Origin of the sequence: Embleya sp. NPDC059237 (genome assembly GCF_042754105.1) — a bacterium.
Classification (GTDB): Bacteria; Actinomycetota; Actinomycetes; order Streptomycetales; family Streptomycetaceae; genus Embleya.
This window is the reverse complement of the sequence record NZ_JBHZAE010000068.1, coordinates 1-1,083: the sequence shown is the minus strand read 5'-3', so window position 1 is coordinate 1,083 and position 1,083 is coordinate 1. Positions and strand designations below refer to the sequence as shown.

Genomic DNA, 1,083 nt, shown 5'->3' with positions numbered 1-1,083 from the left:
TCAGATGCGGTCGGCTGCGATCAGGAGGTACTGGAAGGAGCCGTTGCGGTAGGAGTTGAGGAAGGCATCCTCGATGCCCGTGGTGAGGGAGGACGTGGCGCGCAGTTCCCAGTAGGGCAGCGTCGCGGGCGTGAGGTCGATGATGGCCTGGGGCACGAAGCGGTTGTCGGCCATCGCCCGCAGATACTCGCGACGCGAGTGGATGTTGCATTCGAAGTGGGCGTTGATCTGCGACACCCACTTGGAGGGTTGCCCGTAGACGGGGTTCCAGCAGCCGGTGATGGTCACGTACCGGCCGCCCGGGGCGAGGATGCGGGCGTGTTCGGCGAACAGGTCGTGCAGGTCGACGTACATGCTCGACTCGTTGTTCCACGAAGCCCGCGCCTGCCCGCTCGCGAAGGGCATGTCGAGCATGTTGCAGACATGGGCGCGCACGGAGGCGTCGATGTCGAGTTCGCGGGCGCGCCGGTTGGCGAACTCGGCCTGCTTGGCGGACAGGGTCACGCCGTCGACCGCGCATCCGAAGCGGTGGTGGGCCATCACCATGGAGCCACCACGACCACAACCGGCGTCCACCAGCCGGGCGTCGCGCCGAATCGGCCCGAGATGGTCCAGGAGCAGATCGGCCTGCGCGGACTCCAGTCGGTGCAGTTCGGCGATGAGCTTGGTCTCGCGGTCGCTGCCTTGGGAGCCGGCGAACGCGGAGTCGTCGACGGCCCCGATGCCGTAGTGGTGGTGGTAGAGGCCGTCCACGTCACCGAGGCGCAGGTTCACCGGCCGCGCCTCGTGATCCCAGTAGTGGGCGATGTCGCCCTGGTAGGGCGTCGCCGGGCCGGGGATGGTCACCGAGATGGCGGGTTGGGCTGTCTGGGTCACGATGGATCTCCTCATTGGTTACCAGAAATCGGGCAGGCCGTAGCGATAGGTATTGGTCTGGTGCCAGTGGTGGTTGCCGTCGACCCACACCGCCACCCCGCGCAGGAAGCGGGACACCTGGGGCACGGGACACGCGAGAGCCAGCGCGGCGGCCTCCGCCTCGAAGGCACGCATCAGCTCGTTGTGCACCTCGATGGCCTTGAGGAA

1 protein-coding gene and 1 pseudogene are annotated in these 1,083 nt (G+C 67.2%); both read right to left on the bottom strand.

The window, feature by feature from the left end; all coding sequences use genetic code 11:
* Positions 1-876: a geranyl diphosphate 2-C-methyltransferase gene (locus ACFXKZ_RS52455; protein ID WP_380015689.1), complete on the bottom strand. Its 876-nt coding sequence runs from the start codon at positions 874-876 to the stop codon at positions 1-3.
* 18 nt (positions 877-894) lie between these two features.
* Positions 895-1,083 (bottom strand): annotated as a pseudogene (locus ACFXKZ_RS52450) (2-methylisoborneol synthase); the annotation flags it as partial.